Source organism: Streptomyces sp. NPDC051913 (assembly GCF_044593635.1).
Taxonomy (GTDB): domain Bacteria; phylum Actinomycetota; class Actinomycetes; order Streptomycetales; family Streptomycetaceae; genus Streptomyces.
Map to the genome: position 1 here is coordinate 138529 of NZ_JBIUCI010000001.1, position 17177 is coordinate 155705.

Here is a 17177-nt window from a genome sequence, read left to right on the forward strand (position 1 = left end):
CGGACGCATATGGTTGGGGACTTCCGGGTAGCGACGATGGTTGCACGTGTGGCTGTGCACCAGGGTTGAAACCAGGTGTCCGACGGGTTCTACGGGGTTGCGCCTACCCCCTGCTGAGCGGGATAGGGCGGAAATCTGCCCGCCAGCTCCCGCACTTCTTCACGGGCCTTCTGCCCCTCGGTCTCCCCGCGCAGCACCCCCGCGAGCAGGGCGGCGACCTGGGCCATCTCCCCCTCCCCCATGCCCTGCGTGGTCAGGGCGGCGGTCCCGAGGCGCAGTCCGCGGACGTCCGCGTGCGGCAGCGCACAGCAGTCGAGGACCATGCCGGCCGCGGCCAGCAGCCCCCTCGCGGTGCGCCCGTCGACGCCGAGCGGCGCGGGATCGACGGTGAGCAGATGCGTGTCCGTTCCGCCGGTGGTGACGACGAGCCCCTCGCCGGCCAGCCCCGCCGCGAGCACCCTCGCATTGGCGACCACCTGATGGGCGTACGCCGTGAACGCCGGAGTTGCCGCCTCGCCGAAGGCGACGGCCTTGGCGGCGATGGTGTGCATCTGCGCGCCGCCCTGGGTGAACGGGAAGACAGCCCGGTCGACCCGCTCGGCCAGCTCGCTTCCACAAAGGATCATCCCGCCGCGGGGCCCGCGCAGCACCTTGTGCGTGGTGGCGCAGACGACATCGGCGTACGGCACCGGACTGGGCGCCGCTCCCCCGGCGACGAGCCCGATGGGGTGGGCGGCGTCGGCGATCAGATAGGCGCCCACCTCGTCGGCGACCTCGCGGAAGAAGGCGTAGTCGATGTGGCGGGGATAGGCGATGGACCCGCACACGATCGCCTTGGGCCGGTGATTCCTCGCCAGCGTCCGCACCTGCTCGTGGTCGATGAGCCCGGTCTCGGCGTCCACGCCGTAGCCGACGAAGTCGAACCAGCGTCCGGAGAAGTTCGCGGGCGAGCCATGCGTGAGATGCCCGCCGTACGGCAGCCCAAGAGCAAGGACGGTGTCCCCGGGTCGCAGCAACGCCGCATAAGCGGCCAGCACGGCGGACGACCCCGAGTGGGCCTGTACATTGGCGTGCTCGGCCCCGAACAGCGCCTTCGCCCGGTCCACGGCGACCCGCTCGGCGACGTCCACGATCTCGCAGCCACCGTGGTGCCGGGCGCCGGGATAGCCCTCGGCGTACTTGTTGGCGAGCGGCGACCCCAGGGCGGCCAGCACGGCGGGCGACGAGAAGTTCTCGGCGGCGATCAACTGCAATGACGTCGACTGCCGTTCGAGCTCCCCGAGCAGGATCTCAGCCAGCTCGGGATCCTGCCGCCGCAGGACATCGGCGGTCTCGGGCGCATGGGTGACCGACATGGTGGACTCCGGGGCGTCGACGATGACGTACGACCAATGTAGGCCCGGTACCCCCGAGGTGCTCGCCCGTCACGCCCGCGCGGCAACCCCCGTCAACGCCGTCACCACCGGATCCACCGCCTGATGTATCTCGTCCCCGATCGACCGGAAGAACGTCAACGGCGCCCCGTACGGGTCGTACACCTCGTCCGCCTCCGCCGTGGGCGCGAGGAGCCACCCGCGTAGAGCCGCCGCCGCACGGACCAGGGCACGGGCGCGGTCGACCACGCCGTCCTCCAGAGGGGGCAGCGTGGTCGGGTCTATGGCTCGGACCAGGCGGGTGAATTCCTTCAGGGTGAAGGTGCGCAGGCCCGCCGAGTGGCCCATGGAGATGACCTGCTGGCGGTGGTCGCGGGTGGCCGTCAGGACCAGGTCGGCCATGATGACGTGCTCGTCGAGGAGCTCCCGGCCGGTGAAGCCGGTGGCGTCCGCGCCGAAGTCGGCCAGGACCGCCTCCGCGTTGGCCTCCATGGGTGCCCCTTCGTGGCCCCAGGTGCCCGCGCTCTCCACCACCAGGCCGCCCCAGAGCGGGTCGCCGAGCCGGTTGGCCAGGGCATGGCGAGTCAGCCGCTCGGTGATCGGCGAGCGGCACACGTTGCCGGTGCTGACGTGGAGGATGCGGAAGGTGTCACGCGGGAGGCCGGTGAAGGTCCGCGTCTCTTCCATGTCCCATATGCCACGCCCCGCGTCAGGGGCCGTCAATTCGCCACCTCGAGGTCGGGTACGACCTTCCTCAGCTCCTCGGCCGAGATGGCACCCGCGCGCAGCAGCAACGGCACCTCGCGCGTCACGTCGACGATCGAGGACGGGACGTTGCCGGGGGTCGGGCCGCCGTCCAGGTAGACCGAGACCGAGTCGCCGAGCATGTCCTGGGCGGCGTCGCAGTCCTCCGGGGCCGGGTGGCCGGTGAGGTTGGCCGAGGAGACCGCCATGGGGCCGACCTCGGTCAGGAGCTCGATGGCGACCGGGTGCAGGGGCATGCGTACCGCCACCGTGCCCCTCGTGTCGCCCAGGTCCCACTGGAGGGACGGCTGGTGCTTGGCGACGAGCGTGAGCGCGCCCGGCCAGAACGCGTCGACCAGTTCCCACGCCATCTCGGAGAAGTCCGTGACGAGGCCGTGGAGCGTGTTCGGGGAGCCGATGAGGACGGGCGTGGGCATGTTGCGGCCCCGGCCCTTGGCCTCCAGCAGATCGGCGACGGCCTCCGAGGAGAACGCGTCGGCGCCGATGCCGTACACCGTGTCGGTCGGGAGGACCACCAGCTCGCCACGACGGACGGCGGACGCGGCCTCGCGCAGACCCGTCGAGCGGTCGGTCGCGTCGTTGGTGTCGTATCGCCGTGCCATATCTAGCGGGCCTCCTCGTACACGTACTTCTGGTCGAAAGTCTTTACGGCGCTCACGGCAGCGCCTTGCGTGCCGTGGCGAACCTCGGTCGGTTGTTGAGGTCGGGGTGGTCGGCCGCGTCGGCCCAGCCCCGCTCCTCGGTGAAGATCCACGGCACCTGGCCGCCCTGGGTGTCGGCGTGCTCGATGACGACGACGCCACCGGGGCGGAGCAGCCGGTGCGCGGTGCGTTCCAGGCCGCGGATGAGGTCGAGGCCGTCCTCGCCCGAGAACAGGGCGAGTTCGGGATCGTAGTCCCGCGCCTCGGGAGCGACGTACTCCCACTCGGTCAGCGGGATGTAGGGCGGGTTGGAGATGACCAGGTCGACCTGGCCGTCGAGGTCGGGGAAGGCGTCCAGGGCGTTGCCCTGGCGCAGGTCGACCCTGGAGCCCTGCACGTTCTTGCGGGTCCACTGGAGGGCGTCCTCGGACAGCTCCACGGCATGCACCCGGGAGCGCGGGACCTCCTGCGCGAGGGCGAGCGCGATGGCACCGGAGCCCGTGCACAGGTCGACGATGCACGGCTCGACGACGTCCATCGCGCGGACGGCGTCTATCGCCCACCCGACGACGGACTCGGTCTCGGGCCGGGGCACGAAGACACCGGGCCCGACCTGGAGCTCCAGGTACCGGAAGAACGCCCGCCCGGTGATGTGCTGCAGCGGCTCGCGCTGCTCACGGCGGGCGATGACCTCCCAGTAGCGGGCGTCGAAGTCCGCGTCCTTCACGGAGTGCAGCTCGCCCCGCTTCACGCCGTGCACGAACGCGGCGAGCTCCTCCGCGTCGTTGCGCGGCGAGGGCACGCCGGCGTCGGCCAGCCGCTGGGTGGCCTGGGCCACCTCTGCGAGCAGCAGGTTCACGCAAGTCCTCCGTGTCGTACTCGGTCGTGCGCAGGTGCCTCGTTCACGGCCCCCACGCGTGCCTTCACACGTGCCTTTACGCGGCCGCCAGCTTCGCCGCCGAGTCCGCGTCGACACAGGCCTGGATCACCGCGTCGAGGTCGCCGTCCAGGACCTGGTCCAAGTTGTACGCCTTGAAGCCGACGCGGTGGTCCGAGATGCGGTTCTCCGGGAAGTTGTACGTACGGATCTTCTCGGAGCGGTCGACGGTACGGACCTGGCTGCGGCGGGCGTCGGCGGCTTCCCGCTCCGCCTCCTCCTGCGCCGCGGCGAGCAGCCTGGAGCGCAGGATACGCAAGGCCTGCTCCTTGTTCTGAAGCTGGCTCTTCTCGTTCTGGCAGGAAGCGACGACTCCGGTGGGAATATGCGTGATGCGCACGGCGGAGTCGGTGGTGTTGACGGACTGCCCGCCGGGGCCCGAGGAGCGGTACACGTCGATGCGGAGGTCGTTCGGGTTGATCTCGACGTCCACCTCCTCGGCCTCGGGCGTGACCAGCACACCGGCGGCGGAGGTGTGGATGCGGCCCTGGGACTCGGTCGCCGGGACGCGCTGCACGCGGTGCACGCCGCCCTCGTACTTCAGCCGCGCCCAGACGCCCTGGCCGGGCTCGGTGGCACCCTGGCCGCCCTTGGTCTTCACGGCGACCTGGACGTCCTTGTAGCCGCCCAGCTCGGACTCGGTGGCGTCGATGATCTCGGTCTTCCAGCCGACGCGCTCGGCGTAGCGCAGGTACATGCGCAGCAGGTCACCGGCGAACAGGGCGGACTCGTCACCGCCGGCGCCCGCCTTGATCTCGAGGATGACGTCCTTGTCGTCGCTGGGGTCGCGCGGGACGAGCAGCAGGCGCAGCTTCTCGGTGAGCTCGTCGCGCTGCTTGTCCAGCTCCTTGACCTCGGCGGCGAAGTCCGGGTCGTCGGCGGCGAGTTCCTTCGCCGTGTCGATGTCGTCGCCGGTCTGCTTCCAGGAGCGGTACGTGGCGACGATCGGGGTGAGCTCGGCGTAGCGCTTGTTCAGCTTCCGCGCGTTGGCCTGGTCGGCGAAGACCGACGGGTCGGCGAGCTTCGTCTCCAGGTCGGCGTGCTCAGTGACCAGTTCCTCGACGGCCTCGAACATCTTGGGGCTCCTGTACGGCGTATGACGGGGGAAGGCGGGCGACCAAAAACGCCGGTCCCGGCGCGCTCCGAGGAGCGCGACCGTGGACCGGCGCTGGTGGCTCGCTACTTCTTGGCAGCAGCCTTGCCGAAGCGGGCCTCGAAGCGGGCCACACGGCCACCGGTGTCGAGGATCTTCTGCTTGCCCGTGTAGAACGGGTGGCACTCGGAGCAGACCTCGGCACGGATGGTGCCGCTGGTGATGGTGCTCCGGGTGGTGAACGAGGCGCCACAGGTGCAGCTGACCTGCGTCTCGACGTACTCGGGGTGGATCTCGCGCTTCAAGGTGTCTCCTAGTTTCGGGAGGGCACCGGGTCGCCGTCCGCGGGTTGCGGGGGCGTGAACCGGGGCCGACGTACCAGTCTGCCAGGACTGGCCGCATCCCCCAAAACGGGGGGTGGCCGTGAACTATTCCCGACCGGCCTACGAGGCGGTGACCACGCCCTCGGCCTGGCCGGTGGCCGTGCCCTTGGTCGCGCTCTTCGGGATCGCCCGGTCGTTCTCCAGGGCCTTCCAGACCACCTTGGACTTGGCCTCGTCGACGAGGACGCGGTTGGCGTCCGCCGGGTCGTACTGGACCGGCATGGTGATCATGGTCATGTTCTTGGAGCTGATGCCCTTGAGGCCGTTCGCGAAGGACATGAGCTTGTTGACGGAGCCCAGGTCGGAGTCCGTCGTCACGGCCTTGGTGGCGGTGTTGGCGAGGTCGTACAGCTTCTTCGGGCTGCCGAACACGTCGACGTGCTTGATCTGGTCGATCAGCGCCTTGATGAACGCCTGCTGGAGCTGGATGCGGCCCAGGTCGGAGCCGTCGCCGACGCCGTGCCGGGTGCGGACCAGGCCGAGGGCCTGCTTGCCGGTGAGGGTGTGCGTGCCGGCCTTCAGGTTCAGGTGGCTCTCGGGGTCGGTGATGTTCTCGGTGGTCGTCACGTCGACGCCGCCGAGCTCGTCGATGAGCTTCTGGAAGCCGGAGAAGTCGACCTCCAGATAGTGGTCCATGCGGATGCCGGTGAGCGACTCGACGGTCTTCACGGCACAGGCGGCGCCGCCCGTGGAGTACGCGGAGTTGAACATGGCCATCGACGCGGCGTCGTGCTCGGTGCCGTTGCTGTCGGTGCACTCGGGGCGGTCGACGAGGGTGTCGCGGGGTATGGAGACCACGCTGGCCTTCTTGTGGCCCTCGTAGATGTGCACGACCATCGCGGTGTCCGAGCGGGCGCTGCCGTCGTCGGCGCCGCCGCCGAGCTTCTTGTTGCTGCCGGAGCGGGTGTCCGAGCCGAGGACGAGGATGTTCTCGGAGCCGTTGTCGACCTTGGTGGGCCGGTCGGTGCCGAGGGCCTGGTCGATGTCGACGCTCTTGATGTTGCCGTTGAGCTTGAAGTACAGGTATCCGGCGCCGGTGCCGCCCAGCACGACGATGCCCGCGGCGGTCCAGGCCGCGATCTTCAGGCCTCGGTGGTTGCCGGAGGTCTTGCGGCGTCGGCCCTTGGCGCGGTGGCGCGGGCCCGTGGTGCCGGGTTCGCCCGGTATACCGGGCTCCGGCGTGCTCTCGGCCGTCATGTGCTCCTCGTTCTCGTCCGGTCGGTTACCCCCTGCTTTCAGGGTCAGACGTGGTCGCGCGCGACCCGGACCTCACCATGGTCGCTCCGTCGGGTCAGACGGGGAAACCGGGAAAAGGGTTGCACAACGCACTGTGCCCACCCGGTGGACGGGTGGGCACATTGCGTAGTCGCCGAACGAGGTCAGGCCCCGCTCACCAGCGATTTCAGCCGAAGATGTCGTACTGCTTGAAATCGGTACCGACCGAGATCCTTGTGGCGAAGATCTCGCTGGTGGCCTTGCCGGTGCCCTTGTACAGGTAGAGCGTGCCGCCGGGCGTACGGGCCAGGAAGTCGGCCTTGCCGTCGCCGGTGACGTCACCGACGGCGTCGAAGGCGTTGTACGTGGTGTTGCTCCACGTACGGACCTTCACGCGGGCGGAGAAGGGGCTGGAGGCGCTGCCGGTGCCCTTGTAGAGGTAGATGGCGCCGGTGCTCTTGTTGCGGGCGATCAGGTCGGCCTTGCCGTCACCGTTGAAGTCGCCCTTGCCGCGCACCATGTTGTACGCGTTCCAGCCGGTGCCGGTGCCGATCTGCTTGCGGGCCGCGAAGGTGCCGTCACCGTTGCTCGGGTAGAGCCACGCCTTGCCGGCGGAGTCCACGGAGACCAGGTCGGGCTTGTAGTCGCCGGTCAGGTCGCCGGGGGTGATGATGCGGGTGCGGGTCTTCCAGCCGGAGAACATCTTCTTCTCGGTCCACGTCTCGGTGGACCAGACGTAGCGCAGCCAGTAGACGTCGCCGGTGGAGCTCTGGCGGAAGACGAAGTCCTGGACGCTGTCCCGGTTCAGGTCGGTCTGCGTGACGAGGTTGACCCCGCCCCAGTCGCCGAGGGACTGCCGGGCGCCGAACGAGGTGCCCTTGGAGTCCTTCTCGTAGGCGACACCGGTGCTCTTGTTGCGGACGAACAGGTCGGCCTTGGCGTCGGTGTAGCTCATGTTGGCGTCGTCGACCTGCGCGTACGCGGCGCCGAGGTAGGTGCTGACCTTCGAGAAGACGCTGTACGCGCCCTTCTCGACGCAGTCCGTGACACCCCAGGAGACGACACCCACGATGCGGCCGGCGACGACCAGCGGACCACCGGAGTCACCGTTGCAGGCGGACGTCGTGCCCGTGTCGCTGCCGGTGGCGGGGTTGCCCGCGCAGACCATGTGGCCCTTGATGAAGTCGGCGCTGTAGTAGTTGGCGCAGGTGGTGTCCGACTGGATCGGCAGCGTGGCCGTCTTCAGCGTCTCGGAGATGTCCTGCGTGGTGGAGCTGGTACGGCCCCAGCCGTAGACCTTCGCGCTGGTCCCGGCCTTGTACGAGGTGGTGTCCGTGGACGTCGTCATCCGGATCGGCGTCGCCTTGACCGGGCTGCTCAGGGTGAGGACGGCGATGTCGTTGTCGATGGTCCGCGCGCTGTACGACGGGTGGGTCCACTGCCGCACCACGCCGGTGACCGTGCCGTTGGTGTTGCCGTTCTCGTCGGGCAGCGTCGTGGTACCGGTGACGATCGCGCCGTACTTGGCCCAGTCGTAGCCCTTGGCGCAGTGCGCGGCGGTGAGGATCTTCGTCGGCGTGACGACGGAGCCACCGCAGAAGAAGCCGATGTCGTCGGAGGTGTCGGAGGTGGTGCCGTTGTCGTCGTAATACCAGAGCTGGGCCATCCACGGCGCGGAGCTGATCGTCGTGGTGGAGCCACCGATGATCTTCGCGTCGACACTGCCGCTGCTGGTGCTGGAGCTCTGCGCCGACTTCGAGGTCGTCTCCCCCGCGGTGTCGTCACCGACGACCGCGCCCGCGACGCGCTTGGTCAGCTCGGCCTGCGACACCGTGGTGACGGCCGGCTTGACCGTCGGCGTCGGCAGCGCGGTCGCGGCCCCGGCCGACGTGGTCATCAGCGCGGCTGCCACGGCGGCGGCGACACCCACCGCGCCGATGGGCAGGGCGATCCGCATCCGACGTCTGTGCCGGCCGCCCCCGGACATGGCTGTACCCACGCAAGTCCCCCCTCGGGATCATGAGTTCAATGGTCGAATAAGTGACCGAAGAGCGCGATCGTACACCGGTCGCACAGAGCAGAAAGGGCCACCCCTGCAACAGGGGTGGCCCTTTACCAAGACTTACGTCAGTCGCCGTTGCCCGGCGTCGGCGTGGTCTTCTGGATCTGCATCAGGAACTCGGCGTTCGACTTCGTCTGCTTCATCTTGTCGAGGAGCAGTTCGACCGCCTGCTGCTGGTCGAGCGCGTGCAGCACCCGGCGCAGCTTCCAGACGATGGCGAGCTCGTCGCTGGCGAGCAGGATCTCTTCCTTACGGGTGCCGGACGCGTCCACGTCCACCGCCGGGAAGATCCGCTTGTCGGCGAGCTTGCGGTCGAGCTTGAGCTCGGCGTTGCCCGTGCCCTTGAACTCCTCGAAGATGACCTCGTCCATGCGGGACCCGGTGTCCACCAGCGCGGTGGCGAGGATGGTCAGCGAGCCGCCGTCCTCGATGTTGCGGGCCGCACCGAAGAAGCGCTTCGGCGGGTACAGGGCGGTCGAGTCGACACCACCGGACAGGATGCGACCGGAGGCCGGGGCGGCGAGGTTGTACGCACGGCCCAGACGCGTGATCGAGTCGAGCAGCACGACCACGTCGTGGCCCAGCTCCACCAGCCGCTTGGCGCGCTCGATGGCGAGCTCGGCGACCGTGGTGTGGTCCTCGGCCGGGCGGTCGAAGGTCGAGGAGATGACCTCGCCCTTGACCGACCGCTGCATGTCGGTGACCTCTTCCGGACGCTCGTCGACCAGGACGACCATCAGGTGGCACTCGGGGTTGTTGTGCGTGATCGCGTTGGCGATCGCCTGCATGATCATGGTCTTGCCGGTCTTCGGCGGGGCCACGATCAGACCGCGCTGGCCCTTACCGATCGGCGCGACGAGGTCGATGATGCGGGTGGTGAGGACGCCCGGGTCCGTCTCCAGACGGAGGCGGTCCTGCGGGTACAGCGGCGTCAGCTTGTTGAACTCCGGGCGCCCGCGCCCGGATTCGGGCGCCATGCCGTTGACGGAGTCGAGACGCACGAGTGCGTTGAACTTCTCGCGGCGCTCGCCGTCCTTGGGCTGACGGACCGCACCGGTGATGTGGTCGCCCTTGCGCAGACCGTTCTTGCGGACCTGGGCGAGGGAGACGTACACGTCGTTGGGACCCGGCAGGTAGCCCGACGTACGGATGAAGGCGTAGTTGTCGAGGATGTCCAGGATGCCCGCGACGGGGATCAGGACGTCGTCGTCGGCGAGCTGCGGCTCGGGGGCGCCGATCTCGTCACGGCCGCGACGGCCACGACGGTCACGGTAACGGCCCCGACGGCCACGGCGTCCGCCGTCGAAGTCGTCGTCGTCCTGCGGGCCGGCGTTGCGGTCCTGACGGCCGCCGCCCTGCTGCTGGTTCTGCTGCTGGCCGCGCTGGCCGCCACCCTGCTGGTCGTCGCCCTTGCCACGGCGGTCGCGGTCGCGGCCACCACGGTCACGGTCGCCGCCACGCTCACGGTCGCCACCGCGGTCGCCGCGGTCACGACGGCCCTGACGACCCTGGCGGCCCTCGGCGTCACCGGCGTCGCCCTTGGCCTCGCCGCCCTGCGCCTGCGCGGCGGGCGTCTCGGCCTTCGGCTCGCTCTTCGCCTCGGCGACCACGGTCTCGGGGCTGCCCGCCTCGGCGGTCGCGCGGCGACGGCGGCGCTCCACGGGGGCGTCGTCGGAGGCCGGCTGACCGGGGATCTCGATCTGCTGCTGGGCCGTCGCCTTCTCGGCGGGGGCCTCGGCCTTCGCGTCCGCCTTCTTCTCGGCACTCTCGCCGGTGCGGGCCTTGGAGGTGGCGCGGCGCTTGGGCTTGGTCTCGGCAGCGGCGTCCGCCTTGGGAGCCGCGGCACCCGCTCCCGCCTGCGCCTCCTTGATGACCTCGATCAGCTGGCTCTTGCGCATCCGCGCGGTGCCCCTGATACCGAGGCCGGATGCGACCTGCTGCAGCTCGGCCAGCACCATGCCCTCGAGGCCGGTACCGCGGCGCCGCCGGGAGCCGGCACCGCTGGCAGGCGCGGAGGCGTCCGTGGCGGGCGCGGCAGCGGTCTCCTCGACACGTGCGCCCATCAGATCGGTGGTGTCGCTCACGAAGGGTCCTTCCCTGGAGCGGACGTCGGCCTGTCTGGCTCGGCGACCGGTTGTGCTGTCCGACGTCGGTCCCATCCTTGTGGACCGTGCCGGGGCGGTGGTCCGCCTGGGCGGCGGAGGAATCTGGTGATGGCGCTTCCCAGAGCAGCGACACCGACTATCTGCGTCGCATGGCTCGGTCGCACCGGTTCCGGAGCGTGCCCGGCAAGTCGCTCAGTGCTCGCGTACGACGTACTGCCCGCGTACGTCGTACGAAACACAGTGCGGCTTGGGAGGCTCCCGGAAGAATGTCTGTCCCGGACGGGGACGTGAAGCACCTCGCCATGGTGGGGTCGGGTGCAGACTTGAGGTTAACACTACCGGATCCAACAAACATTCCCCCTCTCGAAATCCGGCAACCGAGCTCTTTTAAATGTCGCCGGAAGGTGCCAGTGGCAAGACGCTCGCCCCGTGGGCGTCGAGTTCCAGCCGGTTGGCGGCCCAGCCCTCGCCTGCCAGGTGGGCGACCTTGTCGGCGCTCTCCTCGTCGACCAGGGCGAGAACGGTGGGCCCGGCTCCGGAAATCACCGCGGGAACTCCGTCCGCCCTCAAGCGCTCGACGAGTGCGGCGCTTTCCGGCATGGCCGGAGCCCGGTATTCCTGGTGCAGCCGGTCCTCGGTGGCGGGCAGCAGCAGCTCGGGGCTCCGGGTGAGGGCCTCGACGAGCAGGGCGGCACGGCCCGCGTTGGCGGCGGCGTCGACGTGCGGCACGGTGCGCGGGAGGAGACCGCGCGCGGTCTCCGTCAGAACCGGCTTTCCGGGCACGAAAACCACCGGAACGATGGAATCGGCGGGCTTCAGCCGGATGGCCCGGGCGGCGCCGGCCTCCATCCAGGCGATGGTGAAGCCGCCGAGCAGACACGGCGCGACGTTGTCGGGGTGGCCCTCGATCTCGGTCGCCAGCTCCAGGAGCGCGGCGTCGTCGAGCCTGGACTCGCCGCCTATGGTCACGGCACGCGCGGCGACGATGCCGGCGCAGATGGCGGCGGAGGAGGAGCCGAGGCCCCGGCCGTGCGGAATGCGGTTGGCGCACACGATCTCGAGGCCGCGCGGCTGTCCGCCGAGCAGGTCGAAGGCGGTGCGCAGGGACCGTACGAGCAGGTGCTTCTCGTCGCGCGGGAGGGTCTCGCTGCCCTCACCCGCGATGTCGATGTGCAGCCCTGAGTCGGCCACCCGGACGACGACGTCGTCGTAGAGCCCCAGCGACAGGCCGAGGCTGTCGAAGCCCGGGCCGAGGTTGGCGCTGGTGGCGGGGACGCGCACCCGGACGGCGGCGGCGCGGAACGCTGGACCGGCCATCGCTCGATGACTCTCCTTGAGCTGCGTGATTGTCGAAGACATTCGATACGTACGTGGAGACCCCGCGGGCCACGGAGATGACGCGGCTCCCGGCCATGCGCTCGGGCATATGCGGCGGGCGGGTTCGGTACAGCCTATCGAAGGAAGGTTCTGTGGCGACATAGGGCGCACAGGAGGCGCACGATGCGTGTCGTAAGCCCCCTGTGCACCCCCTTATGCGGATGTCGCTCGGGGATGCCCCGGGATGCCCTTATGCGAGACCGAGGCGCTCGGCGGCCGTCGCCGCGTCGACCGGGACGGTGACGGGCTGCGGGGCGCCCGCGACGGCCCAGTCGGGGTCCTTGAGGCCGTTGCCGGTGACCGTGCACACGATCTTCTGACCCGGGTCGACCAGGCCCTGCTCGGCGGCCTTCAGCAGACCGGCCACGGACGCGGCCGAGGCGGGCTCCACGAAGACGCCCTCCTGCGCGGCCAACAGGCGGTAGGCGCGCAGGATTTCACGGTCCGTCACCTCGTCGATGAGGCCGCCGGACTCGTCCCGCGCGGCGAGCGCGTACTGCCAGGACGCCGGGTTGCCGATGCGGATGGCGGTGGCGATCGTCGAGGGGTCCTTGACGATCTCGCCGCGGACGATCGGGGCGCTGCCGGAGGCCTGGAAGCCCCACATACGGGGGGTCTTCGCGGCGACGCCGTCGGCGGCGTACTCCTTGTAGCCCTTCCAGTACGCGGTGATGTTGCCCGCGTTGCCGACCGGGAGGACGTGGATGTCGGGGGCGTCGCCGAGCATGTCGACGATCTCGAAGGCGGCGGTCTTCTGGCCCTCGATACGCACCGGGTTGACCGAATTGACCAGCGCCACGGGGTAGTTGTCGCTCAGCGCGCGGGCCAGGGTGAGGCAGTCGTCGAAGTTGCCGTCGACCTGGAGGATCTTCGCGCCGTGGATCAGCGCCTGGCCCATCTTGCCGAGCGCGATCTTGCCCTGCGGGACGAGCACGGCGGAGACCATGCCGGCGCGCACCGCGTAGGCGGCGGCGGAGGCCGAGGTGTTGCCGGTGGAGGCGCAGATGACCGCCTTGGCGCCCTCCTCCTTGGCCCGCGTGATCGCCATGGTCATGCCGCGGTCCTTGAAGGACCCCGTGGGGTTCGCGCCCTCGACCTTGAGGTGGACCTCGCAGCCCGTGCGCTCGGAGAGCACCTGCGCGGGCACGAGGGGCGTACCGCCCTCGCGGAGCGTCACGACCGGCGTGGTGGCGGAGACGGGCAGCCTGTCCCGGTACTCCTCGATGATTCCGCGCCACTGGTGGGTCATTGCTGGTTACTCTCCTTCAACCCGCATGATGCTGGCGACACCGCGCACGGTGTCGAGCTTGCGCAGCGCCTCGACGGTCCCGCCCAGGGCGGCGTCGGAGGCTCGGTGGGTGACGACGACGAGGGAGGCCTCGCCGTCCTTGCCCGTCTGGCGAACCGTATCGATGGAAACCCCGTGCTCGGCGAACACGGTCGCGACCTGGGCGAGAACACCCGGTTTGTCCGCGACATCGAGACTGATGTGATACCGCGTGACGACCTCGCCCATCCCTGAGACGGGAAGGGCCGCGTACGCGGATTCGCCGGGACCGGTCGCGCCGTTGAGCCGGTTGCGGCAGACGGCGACGAGGTCGCCGAGGACTGCGGAGGCGGTCGGGGCGCCGCCGGCGCCGGGACCGTAGAACATGAGCTGCCCGGCCGCGTCGGACTCCACGAAGACGGCGTTGTACGCGCCGCGCACGGAGGCCAGCGGGTGGGTGAGCGGGATCATCGCCGGGTGCACGCGAGCCGTGACCGACCCCCCGTCCTCGGCGCGCTCGCAGATGGCGAGCAGCTTGATGGTGCAGCCCATGTTCTTCGCGGAGGCGAAGTCGGCGGCGGTGACCTCGGTCATGCCCTCGCGGTAGACGTCGTCGAGCCGCACGCGCGTGTGGAAGGCGATACCGGCGAGGATGGCGGCCTTGGCGGCGGCGTCGAAGCCCTCGACGTCGGCGGTCGGGTCGGCTTCCGCGTACCCCAGCGCCGTGGCCTCGTCGAGCGCCTCCTGATACCCCGCCCCCGTGCTGTCCATCTTGTCGAGGATGAAGTTGGTCGTGCCGTTGACGATGCCCAGCACGCGGTTGACCTTGTCGCCGGCGAGGGACTCGCGCAGCGGGCGGATCAGCGGGATGGCGCCGGCGACGGCGGCCTCGTAGTAGAGGTCGGCGTCATGCTCCTCGGCGGCGGCGTGCAGGGCGGCGCCGTCCTGGGCGAGGAGGGCCTTGTTGGCGGAGACGACCGAGGCGCCGTGCTCGAAGGCGGTGGTGATGAGGGTGCGGGCGGGCTCGATGCCGCCGATGACCTCGACGATGACGTCGATGTCCCCGCGTTTGACGAGGGCGGTGGCGTCGGTGGTGACGAGGGCGGGGTCGATGCCCTCGCGGACCTTGGACGGCCGCCGTACCGCGACCCCCGCCAGCTCGACGGGGGCGCCGATGCGCGCGGCGAGGTCTTCCGCGTGCGTCGTCATGATGCGCGCCACCTCTGAGCCGACAACCCCACAGCCCAGCAGCGCCACCTTCAGCGGACGCGTACGCATCATCCGACCTCGTTTCCTCATACCGTCTACGGTTGGTCCAGTCTCACTCACCGGACGGGAGTTTCTACCCTTCGTCCGGATCGTGAGACATCTATTTCATTTGTACGGGGGTGGAAGACAGGAGATCTTCCGCCCCCGGGCTACGTCGGCTGTCCGACGTCTCATCCGACGTCTCATCCGACGTCGAGACGCAGGAGGTCCTCCTCCGTCTCCCGGCGGACGATCACGCGGGACTCCCCGTCGCGCACGGCGACGACCGGCGGTCGCAGGACGTGGTTGTAGTTGCTCGCCATGGAACGGCAGTACGCCCCGGTCGCCGGTACGGCGATCAGGTCGCCCGGCGCGATGTCGGCGGGCAGGAACGCGTCCTTGACCACGATGTCGCCGCTCTCGCAGTGCTTGCCGACGACGCGGGCGAGCATCGGCTCGGCGTCGCTCGTCCGGGACACGAGAGCGACGCTGTACTCGGCGTCGTACAGCGCGGTACGGATGTTGTCGGACATGCCGCCGTCGACGGAGACGTAGGTGCGCAGTCCGTCGAGGGGCTTGACGGTGCCGACCTCATAGAGGGTGAACGCGGTGGGGCCGACGATGGCACGACCGGGCTCGACGGAGATGCGGGGGGTCCGGAGCTTGGCCGACTCGCACTCACGCGTGACGATCTCGGTGAGCGCCTTGGCGATCTCGTGGGGCTCGCGGGGGTCGTCGTCGGAGGTGTAGGCGATCCCGAGCCCGCCCCCGAGGTCGATCTCGGGAAGCTCGACCCCGTGCTCGTCCCGGATGTCCTTGAGCAGCCCGACGACGCGGTGCGCGGCGACCTCGAAGCCGGACATGTCGAAGATCTGCGACCCGATGTGGCTGTGAATCCCGATGAGTTCGAGGGAGTCCAGCTGGAGCGCACGGCGCACGGCCTCGGCGGCCTGGCCGCCGGCGAGCGGGATGCCGAACTTCTGGTCCTCGTGGGCGGTGGCGATGAACTCGTGGGTGTGCGCCTCGACCCCGACGGTGATCCGGATCTGCACACGCTGTCGCTTGCCCTCGGACTGGGCGATGTGCGCGACACGGACGATCTCCTGGAAGGAGTCGAGCACGATCCGGCCGACACCTGCCTCGATCGCCCGGCGGATCTCGTCCTTGGACTTGTTGTTGCCGTGGAAGGCGATGCGGTCGGCGGGCATGCCGGCGGAGAGGGCGGTGGCGAGTTCGCCGCCGGAGCAGACGTCGAGGTTGAGTCCCTCCTCGTGCAGCCACCGCACGACGGCGCGGGACAGGAACGCCTTGCCCGCGTAGAAGACGTCGGCGTCGGCCCCGAAGGCGGTACGCCACGCGCGGGCCCGCTCCCGGAAGTCGGCCTCGTCGAGTACGTAGGCCGGGGTGCCGTGCTCCTCGGCGAGGGTCTTGACGTCGATACCGCCGACGGTGAGGACACCGTCCTCGTCACGGGTGACCGTCTGGGCCCAGACCTTGGGGTCGAGGGTGTTGAGGTCGGCGGGCGGCGCGGAGTAGTGGCCCTCGGTGAGGACGTCTGCGTGGCGGGGCCCGGCGGGGTGGGCGGAACGGCTCATGTTCTTCGCTGGCTCTCTGTTCGCTGTCTCAGAGGTGTTCGGGTGCGTCGATGCCGAGCAGGGACAGGCCACCGGCCAGCACCGTCCCGGCGGCTTCGGCGAGGGCGAGCCGGGCGCGGTGGGCGGCCGAGGGTTTCTCGTCGCCGCGCGGCAGCACGGTCGGCAGGACGGCGAGCACGGCATCGGCGACGGTGACGAGGTGCCGGGCAAGACGGTCGGGGGCCTGGTGGGCCGCCGCCTGGGCGAGGATGCGGGGGTGGTCGGCCAGGAGAGGGGCGAGGTCCCCGGGGGTGGTGAGTTCGGTGACTGCGGCGGGATCGCCGAGTGCACCGGGTACGGCGGTGAAGCCCAGCTCGGCGGCGTTGTGGCTGAGGGCCCGGGTGCGGGCGTGGGCGTAGCGGACGCGGAAGAGGGGGTTGCCCTCACGCTGGACGAGGTGCTCGTCGGTGATCCGGGGCCGGTCGTGGGCGGCGGGGTGGAGCAGGGCCCAGCGGGCGGCGTCCCGGCCGAGGGGGACGGGGTCGGCCGGGGCGGGCACGGGGCGGATGCCGATGTCGAGGGGGGCGGGGGCCTCGGGGGTGCCGTAGGCGTCGACGCGCACACCGAGGACGTCGGTCCACTCGGCCGCGGGAGGCCCTTCGCAGCTGCTGCGGACGAGGGCGCCCTGGGAGCGGAGGATGCGGGAGACGGCGTCCATGACGACGACGGCACGTACCTCGCGGGCCGCGTGCAGCTGGACGACCTGGCCGCTGGGTCCGTCCGCGAACCCGTACCGCGCCCCGCTCGCCAGAATCTCCGCCACGAGGGCGGTGGGGAGGGCATGGCCGTCGCTCAGGATGAAATTGAGGAAGCCGGGCCCGGTGACGACGACGTCGGCGATGCCGTCGGTGCCGCTCAGATGCGGCCGCAGGATCTCGGCGACACGGCGGGGCGGTTGTCCGGCGGGGCGGGCGAGCTGGAGGGCGATGTTGGTGGCGTAGTCACCACACCCCCCGGGTCCAGGGATGGTGACGACAGCCCGTCCCGGCACGGACACGGTCAGCTCTCCCCCGTCGACAGCGCGACGGACCGCGCGCAGCACGGTGCGGGAGAGATCGACGGGGGTCACGGGACAAG

Annotated in this window: 14 protein-coding genes; all 14 read right to left on the bottom strand. The window is 70.1% G+C overall.

Annotated features, from left to right (window positions below; genetic code table 11):
- Window positions 1-89: 89 nt before the first annotated feature.
- Entirely contained in the window at window positions 90-1355 is a 1266-nt protein-coding gene (glyA, locus tag ACIHIX_RS00625; protein ID WP_399948259.1) for a serine hydroxymethyltransferase, read from the bottom strand.
- Between the two features lie 69 nt (window positions 1356-1424).
- Complete coding sequence (locus tag ACIHIX_RS00630) at window positions 1425-2096, bottom strand: protein-tyrosine-phosphatase (RefSeq protein WP_399948261.1); 672 nt, start codon at window positions 2094-2096, stop codon at window positions 1425-1427.
- Window positions 2093-2740, bottom strand: a complete 648-nt coding sequence (locus tag ACIHIX_RS00635; RefSeq protein WP_399948263.1) for an L-threonylcarbamoyladenylate synthase — start codon at window positions 2738-2740, stop codon at window positions 2093-2095. Before ACIHIX_RS00635 ends, ACIHIX_RS00630 begins: the two co-directional genes overlap by 4 nt.
- Before the next feature lie 52 nt (window positions 2741-2792).
- Window positions 2793-3638: a peptide chain release factor N(5)-glutamine methyltransferase gene (prmC, locus tag ACIHIX_RS00640; RefSeq protein ID WP_399948265.1), complete on the bottom strand. Its 846-nt coding sequence runs from the start codon at window positions 3636-3638 to the stop codon at window positions 2793-2795.
- 76 nt (window positions 3639-3714) lie between these two features.
- Complete coding sequence (gene prfA / locus ACIHIX_RS00645; protein WP_399948267.1) at window positions 3715-4791, bottom strand: peptide chain release factor 1; 1077 nt, start codon at window positions 4789-4791, stop codon at window positions 3715-3717.
- A 104-nt stretch (window positions 4792-4895) separates the two neighbouring features.
- Window positions 4896-5114, bottom strand: a complete 219-nt coding sequence (rpmE, locus tag ACIHIX_RS00650) for a 50S ribosomal protein L31 (RefSeq protein ID WP_059192332.1) — start codon at window positions 5112-5114, stop codon at window positions 4896-4898.
- Between the two features lie 138 nt (window positions 5115-5252).
- Complete coding sequence (locus tag ACIHIX_RS00655) at window positions 5253-6389, bottom strand: LCP family protein (protein WP_399948269.1); 1137 nt, start codon at window positions 6387-6389, stop codon at window positions 5253-5255.
- 205 nt (window positions 6390-6594) lie between these two features.
- Window positions 6595-8364 (bottom strand): trypsin-like serine protease, encoded by a 1770-nt coding sequence (locus ACIHIX_RS00660; protein ID WP_399948271.1) that lies wholly within the window; start codon window positions 8362-8364, stop codon window positions 6595-6597.
- A gap of 170 nt (window positions 8365-8534) precedes the next feature.
- Entirely contained in the window at window positions 8535-10553 is a 2019-nt protein-coding gene (rho, locus tag ACIHIX_RS00665) for a transcription termination factor Rho (protein ID WP_399948273.1), read from the bottom strand.
- Window positions 10554-10961: 408 nt separating this feature from the next.
- The gene (gene thrB, locus ACIHIX_RS00670; protein ID WP_399948275.1) at window positions 10962-11891 is read right to left on the bottom strand and encodes a homoserine kinase; all 930 of its coding nucleotides are present in this window, start codon (window positions 11889-11891) and stop codon (window positions 10962-10964) included.
- A 250-nt stretch (window positions 11892-12141) separates the two neighbouring features.
- Window positions 12142-13200: a threonine synthase gene (gene thrC, locus ACIHIX_RS00675; protein WP_399948277.1), complete on the bottom strand. Its 1059-nt coding sequence runs from the start codon at window positions 13198-13200 to the stop codon at window positions 12142-12144.
- A 6-nt stretch (window positions 13201-13206) separates the two neighbouring features.
- A complete protein-coding gene (locus ACIHIX_RS00680; protein WP_329334697.1) occupies window positions 13207-14499 on the bottom strand; it encodes a homoserine dehydrogenase in 1293 nt (430 codons plus the stop codon).
- 170 nt (window positions 14500-14669) lie between these two features.
- A complete protein-coding gene (lysA, locus tag ACIHIX_RS00685; protein WP_399948280.1) occupies window positions 14670-16061 on the bottom strand; it encodes a diaminopimelate decarboxylase in 1392 nt (463 codons plus the stop codon).
- Between the two features lie 28 nt (window positions 16062-16089).
- Window positions 16090-17169: an ArgS-related anticodon-binding protein NrtL gene (nrtL, locus tag ACIHIX_RS00690; RefSeq protein ID WP_399948282.1), complete on the bottom strand. Its 1080-nt coding sequence runs from the start codon at window positions 17167-17169 to the stop codon at window positions 16090-16092.
- Window positions 17170-17177: the final 8 nt, after the last annotated feature.

What these genes read in the sequence shown, in the direction of transcription:
- ACIHIX_RS00635 (WP_399948263.1), bottom strand. Translation starts at nt 2,740, where the DNA reads ATGGCACGGCGATACGACACCAACGACGCGACCGACCGCTCGACGGGT.
- ACIHIX_RS00680 (WP_329334697.1), bottom strand. Translation starts at nt 14,499, where the DNA reads ATGATGCGTACGCGTCCGCTGAAGGTGGCGCTGCTGGGCTGTGGGGTT.
- ACIHIX_RS00660 (WP_399948271.1), bottom strand. Translation starts at nt 8,364, where the DNA reads ATGCGGATCGCCCTGCCCATCGGCGCGGTGGGTGTCGCCGCCGCCGTG.
- prfA (WP_399948267.1), bottom strand. Translation starts at nt 4,791, where the DNA reads ATGTTCGAGGCCGTCGAGGAACTGGTCACTGAGCACGCCGACCTGGAG.
- ACIHIX_RS00655 (WP_399948269.1), bottom strand. Translation starts at nt 6,389, where the DNA reads ATGACGGCCGAGAGCACGCCGGAGCCCGGTATACCGGGCGAACCCGGC.
- lysA (WP_399948280.1), bottom strand. Translation starts at nt 16,061, where the DNA reads ATGAGCCGTTCCGCCCACCCCGCCGGGCCCCGCCACGCAGACGTCCTC.
- thrC (WP_399948277.1), bottom strand. Translation starts at nt 13,200, where the DNA reads ATGACCCACCAGTGGCGCGGAATCATCGAGGAGTACCGGGACAGGCTG.
- thrB (WP_399948275.1), bottom strand. Translation starts at nt 11,891, where the DNA reads ATGGCCGGTCCAGCGTTCCGCGCCGCCGCCGTCCGGGTGCGCGTCCCC.
- glyA (WP_399948259.1), bottom strand. Translation starts at nt 1,355, where the DNA reads ATGTCGGTCACCCATGCGCCCGAGACCGCCGATGTCCTGCGGCGGCAG.